Genomic DNA, 654 nt, shown 5'->3' on the forward strand with positions numbered 1-654 from the left:
ATCCCGCTGAAGAAGAAATCCGGCCATATGCGCGACGCCTTTGCGCCACCTGCGCTGCAGGCGGTGACCCGCGATTTTGCCTTCATCGTCAATGCGGACCTGCCAGCCGGCGAACTGGTGCGCGCGGTCAAGGGCGCGGACAAGAAGCTGATCACCGACGCGCAGATTTTCGATCTGTTCGAGGGACCGAGCGTGAGCGAAGGCAAGAAGTCGCTGGCGGTGGAAGTTACGCTGCAACCGATAGAGGCGACATTGACCGAAGAGGATTTGAAGGCGCTTTCGGACAAGGTTATCGCTAGTGCTGCAAAGCTGGGAGCCGAGTTGAGAGGATAGCCGCTTCGTCATGCTGAACTTGTTTCAGCATCTATTTCTCCCCATAGAACCTGCGTCCAGCCAATGGATGGATCCTGAAACAAGTTCAGGATGACGATTTGTAAGAAAACCAGAAACATGAGCACAAGCAAACCCCGCCGTACATTCGCGATTATCTCTCACCCCGATGCGGGTAAGACGACGCTGACCGAGAAGCTGTTGCTGAAGGGCGGCGCTATCCATCTGGCCGGCGAGGTCAAGGCGCGTGGCGACAACCGGCGGGCGCGATCGGACTGGATGAAGATCGAGCAGCAGCGGGGCATTTCGGTGACCTCCAGCGTC

Annotated in this window: 1 protein-coding gene and 1 pseudogene; both read left to right on the forward strand. The window is 57.8% G+C overall.

Going from position 1 to position 654, the window contains the following annotated elements:
- Positions 1–333 (forward strand): annotated as a pseudogene (locus V7665_RS13690) (phenylalanine--tRNA ligase subunit beta); the annotation flags it as partial.
- A gap of 117 nt (positions 334–450) precedes the next feature.
- On the forward strand, positions 451–654 hold a 204-nt coding region (locus V7665_RS13695), incomplete at its 3' end, for a GTP-binding protein (RefSeq protein ID WP_335665083.1).

Source organism: Parasphingorhabdus sp. (assembly GCF_036964675.1).
GTDB lineage: Bacteria > Pseudomonadota > Alphaproteobacteria > Sphingomonadales > Sphingomonadaceae > Parasphingorhabdus.